Source organism: Streptomyces sp. NPDC059455 (genome assembly GCF_042750115.1).
In the GTDB taxonomy this organism is placed as follows: Bacteria; Actinomycetota; Actinomycetes; order Streptomycetales; family Streptomycetaceae; genus Streptomyces; species Streptomyces endocoffeicus.
The window spans coordinates 1-12,127 of record NZ_JBHYVB010000003.1; the positions used below are offsets into that span (position 1 = coordinate 1).

General features: G+C 68.5%; 13 protein-coding genes, 3 tRNA genes and 1 pseudogene. 13 read left to right on the forward strand and 4 right to left on the reverse strand.

Features of this window, described 5'->3' with window-relative positions; genetic code table 11:
• Both ACFXB5_RS01590 and ACFXB5_RS01595 read right to left on the reverse strand, forming a co-directional pair.
• Window positions 1–401 (reverse strand): annotated as a pseudogene (locus tag ACFXB5_RS01590) (sugar kinase); the annotation flags it as partial.
• 25 nt (window positions 402–426) lie between these two features.
• A complete protein-coding gene (locus ACFXB5_RS01595; protein ID WP_385201580.1) occupies window positions 427–696 on the reverse strand; it encodes a YtxH domain-containing protein in 270 nt (89 codons plus the stop codon).
• A 247-nt stretch (window positions 697–943) separates the two neighbouring features.
• Here ACFXB5_RS01595 and ACFXB5_RS01600 point away from each other — a divergent pair.
• The 3 genes from ACFXB5_RS01600 (at window position 944) to ACFXB5_RS01610 (ending at window position 1,346) form a co-directional block, all read left to right on the forward strand.
• Window positions 944–1,016, forward strand: a tRNA-Asn gene (locus ACFXB5_RS01600).
• 5 nt (window positions 1,017–1,021) lie between these two features.
• Window positions 1,022–1,094 (forward strand) — tRNA-Asn (locus ACFXB5_RS01605).
• A 175-nt stretch (window positions 1,095–1,269) separates the two neighbouring features.
• Window positions 1,270–1,346 (forward strand) — tRNA-Ile (locus ACFXB5_RS01610).
• 149 nt (window positions 1,347–1,495) lie between these two features.
• Here the strand turns inward: ACFXB5_RS01610 and ACFXB5_RS01615 are convergent.
• Window positions 1,496–3,379, reverse strand: a complete 1,884-nt coding sequence (locus ACFXB5_RS01615) for a tyrosine-type recombinase/integrase (protein WP_385201359.1) — start codon at window positions 3,377–3,379, stop codon at window positions 1,496–1,498.
• A gap of 154 nt (window positions 3,380–3,533) precedes the next feature.
• On the opposite strand from ACFXB5_RS01615, the gene ACFXB5_RS01620 reads away from it, so the two are divergent.
• Both ACFXB5_RS01620 and ACFXB5_RS01625 read left to right on the forward strand, forming a co-directional pair.
• Window positions 3,534–3,776: a DNA-binding protein gene (locus ACFXB5_RS01620; protein ID WP_385201361.1), complete on the forward strand. Its 243-nt coding sequence runs from the start codon at window positions 3,534–3,536 to the stop codon at window positions 3,774–3,776.
• A 137-nt stretch (window positions 3,777–3,913) separates the two neighbouring features.
• Window positions 3,914–4,870, forward strand: coding sequence for a recombinase family protein (locus tag ACFXB5_RS01625; protein ID WP_385201363.1), 957 nt, complete (start codon window positions 3,914–3,916; stop codon window positions 4,868–4,870).
• Here the strand turns inward: ACFXB5_RS01625 and ACFXB5_RS01630 are convergent.
• The gene (locus ACFXB5_RS01630) at window positions 4,857–5,423 is read right to left on the reverse strand and encodes a cytochrome P450 (protein WP_385201582.1); all 567 of its coding nucleotides are present in this window, start codon (window positions 5,421–5,423) and stop codon (window positions 4,857–4,859) included. The genes ACFXB5_RS01625 and ACFXB5_RS01630 overlap by 14 nt on opposite strands.
• Between ACFXB5_RS01630 and ACFXB5_RS01635 the strand changes: the two genes are divergently transcribed.
• From ACFXB5_RS01635 to ACFXB5_RS01670, 8 genes are all read left to right on the forward strand, one after another.
• Entirely contained in the window at window positions 5,328–7,016 is a 1,689-nt protein-coding gene (locus ACFXB5_RS01635) for a hypothetical protein (protein ID WP_385201600.1), read from the forward strand. The two genes, ACFXB5_RS01630 and ACFXB5_RS01635, sit on opposite strands and share 96 nt — an antisense overlap.
• A gap of 164 nt (window positions 7,017–7,180) precedes the next feature.
• The gene (locus ACFXB5_RS01640) at window positions 7,181–7,948 is read left to right on the forward strand and encodes an SDR family NAD(P)-dependent oxidoreductase (RefSeq protein WP_385201365.1); all 768 of its coding nucleotides are present in this window, start codon (window positions 7,181–7,183) and stop codon (window positions 7,946–7,948) included.
• Window positions 7,942–8,913, forward strand: coding sequence for an AraC family transcriptional regulator (locus tag ACFXB5_RS01645; RefSeq protein WP_385201367.1), 972 nt, complete (start codon window positions 7,942–7,944; stop codon window positions 8,911–8,913). The genes ACFXB5_RS01640 and ACFXB5_RS01645 overlap by 7 nt, the downstream gene beginning before the upstream one ends.
• A gap of 198 nt (window positions 8,914–9,111) precedes the next feature.
• Window positions 9,112–9,720: a hypothetical protein gene (locus ACFXB5_RS01650; RefSeq protein ID WP_385201369.1), complete on the forward strand. Its 609-nt coding sequence runs from the start codon at window positions 9,112–9,114 to the stop codon at window positions 9,718–9,720.
• Between the two features lie 102 nt (window positions 9,721–9,822).
• Window positions 9,823–10,239, forward strand: coding sequence for a head decoration protein (locus ACFXB5_RS01655; RefSeq protein WP_385201371.1), 417 nt, complete (start codon window positions 9,823–9,825; stop codon window positions 10,237–10,239).
• 14 nt (window positions 10,240–10,253) lie between these two features.
• The gene (locus ACFXB5_RS01660) at window positions 10,254–11,303 is read left to right on the forward strand and encodes a major capsid protein (protein ID WP_385200955.1); all 1,050 of its coding nucleotides are present in this window, start codon (window positions 10,254–10,256) and stop codon (window positions 11,301–11,303) included.
• Window positions 11,303–11,590: a hypothetical protein gene (locus tag ACFXB5_RS01665; RefSeq protein WP_385201373.1), complete on the forward strand. Its 288-nt coding sequence runs from the start codon at window positions 11,303–11,305 to the stop codon at window positions 11,588–11,590. Before ACFXB5_RS01660 ends, ACFXB5_RS01665 begins: the two co-directional genes overlap by 1 nt.
• A 64-nt stretch (window positions 11,591–11,654) precedes the next feature.
• Entirely contained in the window at window positions 11,655–11,984 is a 330-nt protein-coding gene (locus ACFXB5_RS01670) for a hypothetical protein (protein ID WP_385201375.1), read from the forward strand.
• Window positions 11,985–12,127 lie beyond the last annotated feature (143 nt).

The window sequence follows — 12,127 nt, forward strand, 5'->3', positions numbered from 1 at the left end:
CCCGCCCCGTCCCCCCCCGCCGGGGGGCGGGCGGGCGCGCCCCCGGCCGCCCCCCCGGGGCCCGGGCGGGGCCCCGACCCGGGCGGGGGGGGGCCGCGGGCCCCCGCGGCCTGGGCGCGCTTGTCATTGCCCACCAGCGCGGGGCGCACCAGCACCCCGCCCGCGTCCAGCGCCAGCAGCCCGTGCTGCTGCGCCGAGACGCCGATGGCCTGGACCCCCTCGAGCAGCCCGCCCTCGGCGGCCTCGCCGAGCGACATCAGCCACGCCTGCGGGTCCACATCTCCGCTGCCGCCGACCGGATGCGGGGCGTACCCCTGTTTGATCACGGCACCCGTATCGGTGTCACAGACGACGATTCGTGTGCTCTCGGACGAACTGTCCAACCCGGCGACTATCCCCATGGATCAGATCATGCCACCGCCGGGTCTAGGTGTTGCTGGTGCCCCAGTCGTCCTCGCCCACCGCGCGGGGGGCGCGCTGCCCGATCTTCTCGCGCAGCGGCCGGACCTTGTCCAGCGCCCGCACGGCGGCATGCCGGCCTCCTTGCGCGGCCGATTCGGCGGTATTGCGGACGGCCGGGTTCCGTGCGAACTTCTGCGCGCACGCGCGCAACTGCTCGTACCGCTCGCGGCCGGCTCGCGTGCCCAGTACGTAACCCACAGCCATCCCGGTGATGAACGTCAGCCGGTAGCGCATCGACCTGCCCTTCTCGCTGTCCTTCACATCTGGACCCCGGGGTCGTGCCGCACGTCTACCCGCCCGCGCCGCAGATCACCCACGATCATCCAGAAGATCATCCCTGGATCGGCGGAGGTTCGCCCGAGGGTGGACGCGGCGAACCGATTGGCGGAGCACCCCCCTGCTTGCGCTAATGTATGTGTCGCAGCGAGCGCACGCCGTCCGGGAGATCCGGGCGGGGCCACGGTCGCGGCACACGAAGCAATCCCCTGTAGCTCAATTGGCAGAGCAGCCGGCTGTTAACCGGCAGGTTACTGGTTCGAGTCCAGTCGGGGGAGCTCGGTCCCCTGTAGCTCAATTGGCAGAGCATTCGGCTGTTAACCGGAGGGTTACTGGTTCGAGTCCAGTCGGGGGAGCAGGTGAGGAGGACCCCTCGTGGGGTCCTTTTTCATTTCCGGCCCCCTCCGGACGTGATCTACGTCATGATCGCAGCCAGGGGGCCTTCCAGCATCGGCCCTCCGAAGCAGCAGATCGTATGAGCGGCTATGCTGCGGCAGACGGCGCGCGCGGATGTGTACGACGCGCCGTTACGGGGCGGTAGCTCAGCCGGTTAGAGCAGCGGACTCATAATCCGTCGGCCGTGGGTTCGAGTCCCACCCGCCCCACCAGGGCACTACGCGGGCAGACCCATCCTGACCTGCGCAGACATAAGAACGGGAGTCGCCACGCTGACGCGGGGACTCCCGTTCATCCGTTCAGACCAAGATCCAGGGGACACACAGGGGACACGGGGCCGGTTCAGGGGACAGAGGGGCCCTCACGCCGCCTTCCGACGCCCCTTCGAGGTCCGGCGGGCGGTCCGGGCCGCTGTGGGTGGCAAGCCGGTCGGCAGCGCCCAGCCGTCCAGGCCCGGGGACTCGGACCGGGCGATGGTGAAGCGCGTGAGCGAGAAGTCCGCTCGCTGTTCCTCGGGGTAGCGGTCGTTGAAGTTCTCGACCCGGACCAGCTCCAGGTCGTTCGCGGTGCAGTGATCCCGTATCCACTTCACGGCCGCGTTGGCGGCGTCGTCCTGGCCCCGCCCGGCCAGAGTGATCATGCCGAGGAGATCGGAGTCGGGTTGGGACTGCGCTCCAACGGCCCAGGTGTCACCTGGATGCCGTGCGCCGTGGACGAAGAAGATGGCGATGTCGCCCTGCCAGGCGGTTTCGGGGATTGTAAGCGGGGCGCGGACCTGGAAGGGCACGTCGCGGGGGACGACGGCCATGACCGACTCGGCCTCGGCCCGCATCATCTCGGGCAGCACGCTGGTGTAGGTGTCGGAGGTGATCTGGCGCGAGGAGTGCCCCAGCTTCTCCTGGACCACCTTGATGTCGGTACCGGCGAGGAGGGACAGGGTGGCGGCGAGATGGCGCAGGTCGTGCAGGCGGACCGGCGGCAAGCCGGACAGCTCCACGAGGCGGGTGAAGCGGCGGGAGATCCAGTCGGGGTGCAGCGCCTCGCCGTTCTCGTGCGTCCACACGCGGCCGGTCTCGATGTAGGCGTCTCCCCACTCCTGGCGCTTCTGCTCCTGCTTCGCCCGGAAGCTGACCAGGTTGTCGCCGGATTCCAGGCTCAGGGAGAGGGTGCGGACGCTGTCGGCCTTCGGCGCTTCGCCGTACAGCTCGTACGCCACCTCCACGATCTGCTGGGAGATCCGCAGCCAGAGGGCATCGGTGCTGACCTCTGCCCAGGGCAGCGCGGCCATCTCGCCGCGCCGGGGGCCGAGGAAGATGAAGCTGTGCCACAGCTCGTAGAGCCAGTCGCCCTTGACGAAGTCGAGGAACTGACCCGTTAGCTCCGGTGTCCAGACCATGACCGGGCCGGGCTTCTCGCCGGTGCGCTTCCAGTGCTCGATGCGCTCGGGCGTCCAGACGAGCGGCTTCGGCCGGGTGACCGGCGGCAGCTCAACGAAGTGTGCCCAGTTCTTGGCGAATGCCTGCTCGCGCTTGATTCCCCAGGACAGCGCCGAGCTGAGGGTGTCGTTGATGCGGTGCATGGTGGCGGCGGAGGTGACCTTCCGCAACCCCTTCTTGCCCTCGCGCAGGGCCGCGTTAGCGTCGAGGAACGCTCTGCGGGCGGTGCGGCGCTCCTCCTTCTTCCCGGCCGCCTTCACCCAGGCCCGGTGTGCTTCGTCGCGTTCCTTCTGGAGCTGATCGACGCGGAGGCGGTGGAGGATCCGCTCGGCGTTCTCCTTCTCGATCGCGTCGTACATCTTGTCGAGGTGCCGGACCTTGAGGTCACGGCGCTTGATGTGGCCGAGGTGAGGGAGGAGGTAGAGGTTGATGTGCTCCTCGTAGCCGTGGCGGGTGGTGCGGGCGAGAGACTTCTTCGCCTTGATCCACCGGAGGAAGAAGTCTCCGCACGTTTCGTCGGAGAGCACGTCGGTGCCGGCGGTGGCGGCGTCGTAGAGTTCCTTTGCCTTCTTCTTGGCGTCATCCAGCTTGGCGAAGCCGCCGCGGCGCACTCGTGCACGTTTGTTGCCCGCGCCGCGCTCGGCCTCGAAGTAGAAGTACCAAGTGCCGTGGCCCTTGCCGAGCTTCGGGCACGTCAGCCCGATGTCCCCGATCTTCGGTGCACCATCGGCGTCGAGGACCGGGTTGCCCTCCTCGTCCTTGAGTGGTCCTTTGCACTGGCATCGCCGGTAGTAGCTCGGCGAGAACATCTGACCCCCTGCTGCCGACTGCCCCACAGCCCGCTTTGCTTGTGCGTACGTGTCCGTACGAGTCCGGTGTGATCTTTCTTCATCTTGCTGGGGCTGTCGGACACTGTTGTAAAGTCGTGCGCAAGTTGGCGCGGGGGAGGATGCGACCAACGACATGGCTGCTCAGGAGGCAGGCGAACAGGCTCCGTCCGGAGCGATGGGACTGGAGGAGCTGCTGGCTCTTCCGGCCACGGTGAACGTGACAACTGCTGGCCGGGCCCTCGGGATCGGCCGCGACAAGGCGTATGAACTGATCCGGTCAGGACGGTTCCCGGTTCGGACGCTCACCCTCGGTGGCACGATTCGTGTGCCGACGGCAGAGCTGTGGAAGATCCTCGGCGTGGAGGTACCAGGCTGAGCACGGGTAAGGCGCAGATTTGAGGTGTGTTGTTGTTTTGCAACAGTGTGACCTATCTTCGGTAAACTTGGTGTGGTAAGGGGGTTCGGCTAGGTCAAGGAGTCCAGGGCATGCCTCGGCTATATGGGTTCGACGACATGGCGCACGAGAGGGTGCGCGAGAGCGAGGCCGCGCCCTTGCGGCAGGCCGCTAGCCGCCGCTACCAGAAGCAGACCTTTGAAGCGATCACCGAGTGGATGAACGCCGAGGGCTACCGGACAACCCGGGGAGGTCTTTGGCGGCCGTCGGTTCTGGCGAATGTCCTCGACCACCCGGCGATCGCCGGGCTCGTTGAGGAGGCGGACGGCAACCTGGTGGACTCAGGGGGACCGCGCATCATCCCGCCCGAGGTGTTCAAAGCCATCCGGGCCATGCGGCCGAAGAACGATCCGACCCATCGTCGGGCTGAACAACGTGAATACCTCATGCCGGGCGAACTTGCCGATTGCGGCCTGTGCGGCGGCGTGGTCGGCTCATCCCCCGCGAACAGCGGGAGCCGGGGGTATCGCTGTCTCCCGAACAGGCCGCAGCACCCGGGCGGCTGCGGCAAGGTCCGCATCAACGCTGACCTGTTCGAGACCTACGTCGCTGAGCACGTACTGGCTGAGCTGGCCAAGCCGGAGGTCAGTGTCCTGATCGGGCAGGCGCGTGATGAGATCCTGGCAGAGGCAGCCGAGCTGCGTGCCCAGGTGAAGGCCGACAAGGCGCGGCAGAAGGAGCTCGGCGAGAGCTACGCTCGCTCGCCGGAGCTGTCCCTGAGCGCCTTCCGCGCCGCTGACAAGCAGTTGACCCATCAGATCCGGGAGAACGCCACTCAGGCCCGCTTCCTCGAGCAGGTTCAGCACGTGCCGGTGGGGGACGTACCGGACCTGGTCCGGTGGTGGAAGCATGCCCCGCTGGTATCGAAGCAGGGTGTGCTGACCCTCATGCTGGAGCGGATAACGGTCTATCCGGCTGCCGCACGAGGGTCGCGCACCGTGGACGGGGATCGCGTTGCGCTGACGTGGCGGAAGTGGAACCCCTCTCAAAGGGATACCGCCGTCACCGCAGGGTGACGGGGACCGCCTTGAGCGCGCGTGAGCGGAACGAGGCACGCCACTGCAACTGCTGTGGAGGAACGGCGAGATCCAACTGGGGGAACCGGTGAAGCAACGTATGGAGGGCGATCTGGATCTCCATACGAGCCAGCGGTGCACCAAGGCAGTAGTGCATGCCCTGGCCGAGGGCCAGGTGGGCCTTGTCCTCGCGGCGGATGTCGAACTCATCCGGTGAGGGGTATCGCTCAGGGTCCCTGTGCGCGGAGGCCAGGCAGAGCATGACGGTGTCCCCTGCGGGGATCTGTGTGCCGCCGATCTCTATGGGTTCGGTGGGGAAGCGCCGAATGGCCATCTGGTTCGGGTGCGCGTAGCGCAGCAGCTCCTCGACGGCTTCGGGCAGCAGGCCGGGCTCAGCGCGCAGCTCTGCGACCTGTCCCGGGTGCCGGAGAAGGGTGACCAGGCCGGCACTGATCAGGTGCTGGGCGTTCTCGCTCCCGGCCATCAGGAGCAGGAAGGCGAGGGAGACGAGCTCGTTTTCCGTGAGTTGATCGCCTTCGTCTCGTACAGCGATGAGTGCCGAGAGCTCGCGGCGGTCGGTGGTGATGCAGGCGCGCTGGAGCGGCGGGAGCTGGGTGACGCTGCGACCTTGGTGGATACGGCCCTCGGCTACCTCCTGGGCTCGGAGCAGAAGGTGGCGGTCGAGGGCGCGGAACACGCCGACGAGGAGACGCCGACACCGGGTGCGGCGGAGGCCGCCGCGGTGCAGGAGCGGCTGCGGAAGTGGGCGGACAAGGAGCTGCTGACGTTCCGGGTCCAGCAGGCGGAGCGAGCGGCAGTGCTCCTTGGGGACAGCGTCATGGCGCTGGCGTGGAACCCAGAGAAGCAGCGCCCAACGCTGCGGGTCTACGATCCGGGGTTCTTCTTCCCTCAGTGGGAGGACGAGGACGACGACTTCCCGCGCAAGGTTCACCTGGCGTGGGATCTGCCGGCGGACGACGATGCCGGGCTGAAGGCCAGGGTGCGTCGGGTGACGTACGAGCTGGGCCCGATCTTCGAGGACAGCGACGACGGGACGGAGACTGGTGGGCGGTCGTACCCGTGGGAGCCGGGCCGGACGTCGAACGTGACGTGCTACCTCACGGACGCGGAGTGGCTGCTGGAGGACCTGAAGAACGGCGAGGCGCTGGACCGGCTGCCGATGGACAAAGCTGCCTACCGGGTACGGCCGGACGGCACGGAGCTGAATCGGTTGGATCTGATGATCGACTTCGTGCCGGTGGTGCACATCGCGAACACGATCCCGGACGGCGGGGAGCACTGGGGCCGGTCGGTCCTCGCGCGCGTTCTGCAGGTGCTCGATGAGCTCGCGGCCACTGACTCGGACAGCTCGGCGGCGTCGGCGACGACGGGCACGCCGATCATCGGGCTCGCGGGGGCGCGGCTGCCGGTGGACCGGGAGACAGGCAGGCCACAGGAGCTTGAGGTGAAGGCCGGTGCGGTGTGGCAGCTCGGTGAGACCGGGCGGATGGACGCGCTGGACACGTCGCCGCAGCTGGCCGAGCTGCGGGCGCGGGTGGATCACCTGCTGGAGCGGATCGCGGCCAACTCGCGGGTGACGGCGGCCGGGCTCGGCACGCTGGACGCCACGGAGGTGCCGTCGGGGTACGCGCTGAAGCTGGCGCTGGGGCCGCTGGACGCGCTGATCGGCATGATGCGGCTGGCGCGGGAGCACAAGTACCGGTTGTTGTTCAAGATGGTTCAGCGGTTGTACCAGGCCGGTCGGGCGGAGGGCTGGATGGCGGGGGAGACGCTGTCGGCGCGGCTGGCGTGGGCACCACACACGCCGACGGACCGGGGCGCGGTGTTGGAGGAGGTTGTCAAGGCGTACGGAGGCAGGGTGCTGTCGTTGGAGACGGCGGTGACGATGCTGCTGGAGGCTGGGTACCCGATCAAGGACGCCTCGCAGGAGGTGGAGCGCATCCGGGCGAAGTCGCAGCAGGAGGCCGAGGTGCGGATGGCGGAGGCGGCGGCGCGTCGGGGGCGTGACGAGGATGAGGAGGGCCGGGAGGATGACGCCGGTCCGGGCGCGGCCGGGGCCGAGGAGCGGAGGCCGGTGAAGAAGGAGAGCGAGCGGGAGCCGGTGGGTTCGGGCGCCGTGAGGTAGGCCCGGACTCCGAGTCGCCGGTGGGGCTTTGATCGCGTGGCGTTCCCGGACGACTTCCGTGGCTTCGGCGAGGGCCGGCTCCTTTCGGGGCGTCTGTACGGATGCGAAGGAAGTCCGGACTCGCGGCGATGGCGGTCGCAGGGTGCTCGCGTCATCCTGGAGCTATGACGGAAAAGCATCGTTCGGATGCCCTGGTCAGCGAAACGATTTCCCGCGACGGGACGGTTGCCCTGGTGACCGGCGCGGCACACGGGATCGGGTTGGAGGTCGCCAGACAACTCGCGCAGCGTGGGATCGATGTGCTCGTCGGAGCGCGTGACCCCGGCAAGGCCGCGGCGGCCGTGCGCGGACTCGACAGGGTCAGTGCGCTGCCGGTGCCGCTCGACATCACCGACCAAACGTCAGTGGATCTGGTCCTCCGCACTGTCGAAGAGACGAAGGGCCGACTCGATATCCTCGTCAACAACGCGGCAGCGCACCCCGACCACGACGAGACGGTGACGAGCGTCGACCTGGAGTCCGCCGCGAGAGTGGTGCAGGTGGACCTTTTCGGCACGTGGCGTTTGACGATCAGTGCTCTTCCGCTGCTGCGGCGCGCGCCCGGGCCGCGGGTCGTGATCGTCAGCTCGGGTGCGGGCTCTCACTCCGACGATCGCTACGGGCTGGCCTCAGCCGGCGGGGCGTACGCCAGCCACGCGATCGGGAAAGCGGCGGTGAACGCCCTGACTTCCGCTCTCGCAGCCGGGCTCGCCGACACTCCGGTCGTGGTCAATGCGGTGTGCCCCGATGTCACGGCCACCGTGCCCGGTGCGGAGGCACGGGGAGCACGGCCGGTCGAGGAGAGCGCGCCGGGGATCGTCTGGGCGGCGACGCTGCCCGACGACGGCCCGCGAGGCGGCTTCTTCCGAGACGGCAAGCCGTTGGGATGGTAGGTACCGGCGAGCGCACGATGGTGCCCGATGACCTCCTGTCGGACGTCTTTCGGCACGTCGAGATTCATGGCGTGATCTCCGGCGGGATTGCCGCATGCGCGCCATGGGTGTCCTCCGGCGAGGTCAGCGACGATGTGAAGATCGTCGCGGTGCTGCGTGGGCAGGCGCACCTGCGAGCTGACGGCGGAGTCTCGGCGCACCTGGCGGAGGGCGACGTCGCTGTCCTGGGCCGTCGCTCCTGGCTCGCACTCCGTAGCGGCGCACAGCGGGAGTCCGCACGGGAGATCGCCCCTCCGGTGGGGTGGACCAGGCTTCCTCTCGACCCTGCGAGTCAGCCGGACGTGGTCGTTGGCGGGCACGTCCAGTTGGGTCCTCGGGGGCGCGAGCTGTTGCACTCGGTACTGCCCCCTGTCGGCCACATCCGTGGCTCGGCGCCTGGGGCAAGTCGGCTGCGCACTGTTCTGGATCTGCTGCTCCAGGAGTTCTCCGGCGGTGACGTCGGCTCCGGGTTCGCTGTCTCGCAGTACGCGCAACTCCTCGTGCTGGAGGTTCTGCGCGCGTACGCCGATCAGGCCGGGCTCTCCCCAGGGTGGCTCAGGCTGCTCTCGAACGAGCAACTGCGGCCCGCTGTGCAGCTCATGCATGACGACCCAGGACACCCCTGGCGGCTGGAGCAGCTCGCGCGAGCGGCCACGATGTCCCGGACCACGTTCGCGGAAAGCTTTCGGCGAACAAGCGGACTCCCCCCTTTGGTCTATCTCCGTCGCTGGCGCATCGTGCTGGCCGAGCGCGCCCTCCGGCACACGGACACCAGCGTCGACGCACTCGCCGCACGGCTCGGCTACGCCTCGCCGAACTCATTCAGCACCGCGTTCCGGCGCACCATTGGCGTGCCGCCCTTGACCTACCGGCGAGCACACGCCAAGACAGTCAGTGGACCAGCTCAGACAACAATCCCCGACTGAGGTGCCAGGGCGGTCGGCCGAACAGACGAGAATGTGCTTCGGACGGTGTCCGAGCGGGTGGCTACACTGATCGGCAGCGCGGGGGCGCGCACCTGGAGGAGACGTATGGTCCGGCCCCTACCGCCTCGCCGCCCTGTCGGCCACCGCCGTGACGGGCAGCCGATCTTTCCGATTCTCGGGGCCTCGTCTGAGGACGAGATGAACGAGCGCCTGGACGACGCCGAGGAAGGCGGCCAGGAGCAGCAGGTCAACGTCACCCAGGACCGCTTGGGCAAGATGCTCACGCGGGAGAAGGCTCAGGGGGAACGTGCTGCGATCAAGCGGCTGCTCTCGACGCTGGGGTTCGATACCCCGAAGGCGTTGACGGAGTTCGTCACCGAGCAGCGGGAGGCTGAGCAGGCCGCGCTGTCGGAGGTCGAGCGGCGGGAGCAGGCGGCGGCCGAACGGGAGTTGCAGGCCGCACGTCGTGAGGAGCTGGCCGCTGAGCGGGAGCGTGCGGCGATCCGCCGGGCGGCGCTGGTGGCGCTGGGCGCGGATGGCGACGACCTCACCGACGCTGAGCGGCTGCTGGCCGTCGATGACGAGGAAGCCGACGATGCGCAGATCCAGGCGGCGGCCGAGGCCCTGCGTTCCCGACGACCGGAGCTGTTCGGCGAGGTGCGCAGCCCGGTGCCGGCGGCCCCGGCGGGCGCTCCGGCCGGACGAGCCCCGTCGCGGACAGCGCCCCGGCAGAAGCCGGGCTCGGCTGGGCTGGAGATGGCCCGGCGCCGTGGCCTCATACCGGAGTTCAGCGACGCCACGAGCTGATCGGTAGCACGTACAGGGGACCACGCCCCTTCTCCCCGTGGACGGCACTGCCCTGGCGGGCGGTGTGCGGAAGCTGACCGCATCGTCCAATGGAGACAGAGCATGTCCATTCAGCCCGTTGAGTCCTCGCAGTACCTGACTGCCAACCGGGAGTGGCTGGCGTCGCTGCACGGCACCGATCAGACCGACACGATCACCCTCGACCTGCCGCTGTTCACCGAAGGGGTGCACTACGAGTGCGGTGAGTGCTGCGACCCGTACGGCCGGGTCTTCTCGGGTGTGCCGGTCGGTAAGGTCACCGAGTCGGGCCTGTACGGGCCGTATGACCCCGAGGCGCACTGTGGCCGCCAGGTGCTGCGTGGCTTCGTGATCGCCGAGGCGCCGTTCGCGCCGGGGCAGACGCGGGTTCCGGCCGCGCTGCTGTGGCACGGGGCGGTCAAGGCGTCCAAGGTGCCCGGCGGTATCGACCTGTCGCAGCTGACCTGGCACCCGCGGGCCGCGCTGATCCGGTTCGTGTGAGCGGGGCCTGACCTGTGTCGATTCAGGACCTGTTGAAAGACGTGGGCGTTGTCGATCTGACAGCGTTCGCGCGGGCGATCCCTTCTCCGAAGGACTTCCTCCTCACACAGAAGATCTTCCCGACGCTGGTGCTGCGGGAGGTCAAGTGGCGGGTGAAGGACTCGGGGCGGTACGTCAATGTGGCGAAGTACCGGGCGTTCAATGCGAGCGTGCCGTTCGCCACCCGTGAGGCGTGGCAGACCTCCCGTGAGGGGGCGCTGCCCGCGCTGGGGCAAAAGCTGATGGTCTCCGAGCAGGAACAGATCCTGCTGGAAGCCTCGCACGGCTCGGACCAGGACCGGCTGATCGAGCTGCTGTACGACGATGTCGAGCGGCACGTGGAGGCGATCCAGTCACGCCTGGAGATGGCGGCCGGCGACGTGCTGGCGGACGGGAAGTTTTCGCTGGTGCAGGAGAACGGGCTGACGCTGGAGGTCGACTGGAACGTCCCCGCGGCGAACATGCCGGTCGCGCAACGGCCGTGGTGGGACCCGGCATCGGACCCGATCGCCGATGAGCTCCGGTGGATCCAGCACCTGGACGACGTCGGCGCGCCGGAACCGGAGCTGGTGGTCACCAGCCGGAAGGCGTTCTCCTACCTCGCGGCGAACAACGCCTACCGGGCGGCCTACTACGGGTCGGTGAACCCGTCCACGACGCCAACGGCGACGCTCACCCCGCAGCAGATCAACGTGGTGCGCGGTAACTACTCGCTGCCGCCGATCACGTTCTACAAGGCGCAGGTGCGGGTGGACGGCAAGCCACGCAAGGTGCTGCCGGAGGATCTGTGGTGCCTGATCCCGCCGGACCGGGAGAAGTGGGCGCAGACCCAGATCGGGGTGACGGCCGAGGCGCTGGTGCTCTCGCGGGGCACGAACCCGGAGATCGTCCGCGAGGACGCGCCGGGCATCATCATCACCCGCGGGGTCCAGGACGACCCGGTGCAGATCTACACCAAGGGCGCGGCGGTCGGCATGCCGGTCATGCACACCCCGGACGCGCACATCGTGGCGAAGGTCCTGTGATGCCGGTGCCTCGACTGAAAGCCGCCGTGTACGTGCAGGATCCGGCTACGCGCGAGGAGCTGATCCTCCTGCCCGGCGAGGAGCCCGCCCCCCGCCTCGCCGCCCTGGTGACCCACCACGACGCGTGGGAAGTTCCGCCTGAGGGGCGCGGGCCGCTGCCGATCGCGGTCGGCGAGCCGGACCCGACCGCAGAGAAGACGGTAGACCCGGAGCCGGAGGACGCAGGCGGAGGCAGTTCGAAGAAGGCGCCGCCACGCCGCTCGCGATCCGCTTCGACGTCGCCGTGACCTACGGTCCGCCACCGGGAACGCCTCGGTGGCGGGCCGTTCCCGTACAAGAGGAAGGGCACTGGTGGATGAGTTCCAGCGGTCGTGGCTGCTGGCGCAGCTCGGACCGGATACGGACCCAGCCGACCTGGAGCGCCGGTTCTTCCGGCTGCGGTCGGCTCGTGCGGTGGCACTGGAGGTGCTGGGGGAGCGGAGAGCGAAGTTGCTCGCCGACCCGCTGAAAGTGACCGTCGACGGTGTTGTGACCATGGACCTGCAAGAGAACCTGCGCGGCATCGAGCGGCAGATCGACGGCGTACGTCAGGCTTCGGCTCCCGAGGACCCTGAAAGTGAGAGTGAGGAGGGGAACGCTCTGGCGACGTCATTCATAGTGCCGACACGTCGGTACCGGTAGATCGGTGCTGTTCAGGCAGAAGTCGGATCGACGAGCGGGGGATAGGGAAGGTTCGGCGGCTACCCGCATCCATGAGTCGATCGTTGGTGCACCGTTCTGTGGACAGGACTATCCACTGCCGAGCCAGCTGGGCAGGATCAGCA

Excerpts from the sequence above, each read along its gene's own strand:
- ACFXB5_RS01595 (WP_385201580.1), bottom strand. The coding sequence starts at position 696 with ATGCGCTACCGGCTGACGTTCATCACCGGGATGGCTGTGGGTTACGTA.
- ACFXB5_RS01615 (WP_385201359.1), bottom strand. The coding sequence starts at position 3,379 with ATGTTCTCGCCGAGCTACTACCGGCGATGCCAGTGCAAAGGACCACTC.
- ACFXB5_RS01620 (WP_385201361.1), top strand. The coding sequence starts at position 3,534 with ATGGCTGCTCAGGAGGCAGGCGAACAGGCTCCGTCCGGAGCGATGGGA.
- ACFXB5_RS01625 (WP_385201363.1), top strand. The coding sequence starts at position 3,914 with ATGGCGCACGAGAGGGTGCGCGAGAGCGAGGCCGCGCCCTTGCGGCAG.
- ACFXB5_RS01640 (WP_385201365.1), top strand. The coding sequence starts at position 7,181 with ATGACGGAAAAGCATCGTTCGGATGCCCTGGTCAGCGAAACGATTTCC.
- ACFXB5_RS01645 (WP_385201367.1), top strand. The coding sequence starts at position 7,942 with ATGGTAGGTACCGGCGAGCGCACGATGGTGCCCGATGACCTCCTGTCG.
- ACFXB5_RS01650 (WP_385201369.1), top strand. The coding sequence starts at position 9,112 with ATGAACGAGCGCCTGGACGACGCCGAGGAAGGCGGCCAGGAGCAGCAG.
- ACFXB5_RS01655 (WP_385201371.1), top strand. The coding sequence starts at position 9,823 with ATGTCCATTCAGCCCGTTGAGTCCTCGCAGTACCTGACTGCCAACCGG.
- ACFXB5_RS01665 (WP_385201373.1), top strand. The coding sequence starts at position 11,303 with ATGCCGGTGCCTCGACTGAAAGCCGCCGTGTACGTGCAGGATCCGGCT.